This window comes from Brotaphodocola sp., assembly GCF_050873065.1.
Taxonomy (GTDB): domain Bacteria; phylum Bacillota; class Clostridia; order Lachnospirales; family Lachnospiraceae; genus Brotaphodocola.
In genome coordinates, this window is the sequence record NZ_JBNMIC010000114.1 from 1 (window position 1) to 2754 (window position 2754).

The following is a 2754-nucleotide window of genomic DNA, read 5'->3' on the forward strand; positions in this document are numbered from 1 at the left end:
AGGTGCAGTACCTCCCTGCGGCTTGTCATTGCAATCTGATGTGTGATCTGATTGCCGTCCCCGATCAGCGTCCTCTGCCAGAAGAACAGAACCGCAAACGCGATAAACGTCGGGAATCCTCCCATACCTCCGATAAATCCATTCACGAACACCATCACAATGAATGCAAGCACGATCGATGCGATCAGACGTGACGGCTTACTTTCTGTATTTCTCGTAATTTTATAGAACTGTTTCATGTTTCTTACCTCGCCAAAATTCAACCTCAGCCTCTGTGATATGTTGAACTACTTTGTCACAAAACACTCGGCCCAATTCTGCCATCCTCAACCTGCCAGATGCGATCCGCCACATACAATTCTTCCTCATGATGCGTCGTAAAAAGCACACTAAGCGGATTCTTCTGCCGGTAATCCACGATCAGCTTCCACATCGCCGCCCGCGAGGCACGATCCATACCGCTTGTTGCCTCATCCATCACAAGAAGTTCCGGCTTCCTGCATAACGCAAGAATGAGCATCAGCTTTCTCTGCTGTCCCTCGGAATAAAGCTTGACCTTGATCTGCCTGTTCAGCTCCATCTCACTCATCATCTGCACATATCGCGGCTGATCGAACCACGGCTCGAATTTACACAGTTCCCTCACCAGTCCGTCCGGCTTCAGTTCGATGTTAAAATTCGGAGAATCGTAGACAACTGACATCCTTTTTCGGATTTCTCTCTCGTTCTCGTACATCTCCTTGCCGAAATACCGGATACATCCGGTCTCCGGTCGCACCGCCCCTCCGACGGCACGAATCAATGTCGATTTTCCGGAACCACTCTTGCCCGTGACTGCGTGAATCTTCTCTTCTTCGATCACAAGGTTCACATCCTTCAGCCAGAAAGAACCTCTCCTGACATATAACTTTTCAATCTCTAATGCATTCTTCATAGAAATTGTTTACCCCTTTGATTGCAGTTCTTTGTCTGTATGTAGTGATAACAAAAAAGGTTCATCCGTTTGGATGAACCTTTTATTTTCAATGCGGAAGATGGGACTTGAAGACTCCGGCGCTCCCGCAAACCCAAGAAATACAAGGAGATAATGCAGCGTCGATCACTTAGGCTCGCATTAGTCTCGCACCTTTTTATCACCCAGATCTTATGATTTTATCATATTACAGAACCCTTATGCAATATTCCGCATCTCAAAATAACTGAAATAGTTACCATTCCCTACTATAATGAAATCACTCATTGGTATTTGCATCAACGCTCCTGCTTCTTTGAGTCTTTCCGCTGCTTTAATATCCTCTTGTGATGGAGTACAATCACCAGATGGATGATTATGAACAACGATAAATGTGGCTGCTCCACAAAGCAACGCCCGCTGAAGTATACAACGAGCGCTTGCTTCTGTTGCAGCGATCTCTCCATGTGAAGTTTGAAAAACCCCTAAAACATGCCACTTTGTGTCCATAGCGATTGTGATCAGATGTTCCTCAGCACAATATTCAAGATCGAATATATTATTCACCATCTTCACGATTAATGCTGAGTTATTCAATTCACTTTCTACTTGATACTCCACTGAACTGTCCAATTTCAAATATGGTACTCTATTTTCATTCAACATTACAGAATAATTATTGATTTTCATATTGGTCTCCTTGATATATCTATATTTATAGTCGTTTCGCTGCGCGCGGTTTCATCAAAAGGGGGATGAAACCGCGCGTTCTTTTTTCTTCTTTGTTTCTCTACCTTTTCCTGCCGCAAGACTCTTCAGCGTATCTCCCTTCTTATACTCACAATCCACTTTCTTGAGGATGGACTTGTAGGTACGGGTGGTGCGGGAGGAGTCCTTGTTTCCTCCCACTTCATCCAGGTTGTAGTCATCGTAGACTGCCTGCATATTGACGATGAACTCGGAGCCGCCGGTTGCAAAGTAGAGGGATCGGGTGCTCGGGGTACCTGCCATAGCTTCAAACGTCTCGTTATAGACGGAACCTTCCTTCAGCTCGGCGTATGCTTCCGGTGTGGACTCATAGGTGCCGGAAAGGTTGACATCCTTATCATCTTCAGGGGTACTTTCCTTACCGATGTACTGTGCGATGACGCTATTTGTCTCGGTATAGTCACCATTTCCCATATCGGAAGCCTTAACAGTCTTACCCTTTACCTGCTTACCACTGAGCACGTTTGTCCAAATGGCACTTGCGCCGGAACCGCTCTTTTTATAGATATAGACCTTTGCTTTCCAGTTGACATACTTAGAACTCTTTGCTGAGATCTTAAGACCATCGGTACGAACTTTGGAGTTGGAAATGCGCCAGATCAGACAGTTATTTGTCTGCAGGTCTTTGCCACCGATCTGTTTTGCAGAAACAAGCTTATTATAATTCTGCTCATCTCCCTTCTCGCTTCCCTTATTCGTATCATCATACTGATTCAGTGCGGCGGCGTATTTCTTCTGCTGACTTGTACTGCCGCCCTTGATCTCCTTCACGGTCTTACTGCTCTTACCATCCAGTGTCTTTACCGTCTTTCCGGTGCCATCCTCAAATACTACTTTTACATAGTATTTATTGGAACTGAGCATCTTTGCAAAAAGCGCTTTGGAATCCTTATCTTTATCCGGTGTCAGTTTTACATAGACATCATCAGTGACTGTAGAATTATCACCGGTCACATCTACCGTTACACTCTGGAATGTATCCTTGATGTTCTTACCATTGGTAGATGGAGCCTTTTTGTTTGCCTTGGTGGAAT

Annotated in this window: 4 protein-coding genes; all 4 read right to left on the bottom strand. The window is 45.0% G+C overall.

The window, feature by feature from the left end:
- Window positions 1–239 (bottom strand): hypothetical protein (locus ACR0QE_RS13310; RefSeq protein ID WP_432628816.1); only part of this gene is annotated, 239 nt, incomplete at its 3' end.
- A gap of 56 nt (window positions 240–295) precedes the next feature.
- Entirely contained in the window at window positions 296–934 is a 639-nt protein-coding gene (locus tag ACR0QE_RS13315) for an ATP-binding cassette domain-containing protein (RefSeq protein ID WP_432628817.1), read from the bottom strand.
- 237 nt (window positions 935–1171) lie between these two features.
- Window positions 1172–1642, bottom strand: coding sequence for a JAB domain-containing protein (locus ACR0QE_RS13320; RefSeq protein WP_432628818.1), 471 nt, complete (start codon window positions 1640–1642; stop codon window positions 1172–1174).
- A 54-nt stretch (window positions 1643–1696) separates the two neighbouring features.
- Window positions 1697–2754, bottom strand: a 1058-nt coding sequence (locus tag ACR0QE_RS13325) for a hypothetical protein (RefSeq protein ID WP_432628819.1), incomplete at its 5' end; no start/stop codon positions are given.

Excerpts from the sequence above, each read along its gene's own strand:
- ACR0QE_RS13315 (WP_432628817.1), bottom strand. The coding sequence starts at position 934 with ATGAAGAATGCATTAGAGATTGAAAAGTTATATGTCAGGAGAGGTTCT.
- ACR0QE_RS13320 (WP_432628818.1), bottom strand. The coding sequence starts at position 1,642 with ATGAAAATCAATAATTATTCTGTAATGTTGAATGAAAATAGAGTACCA.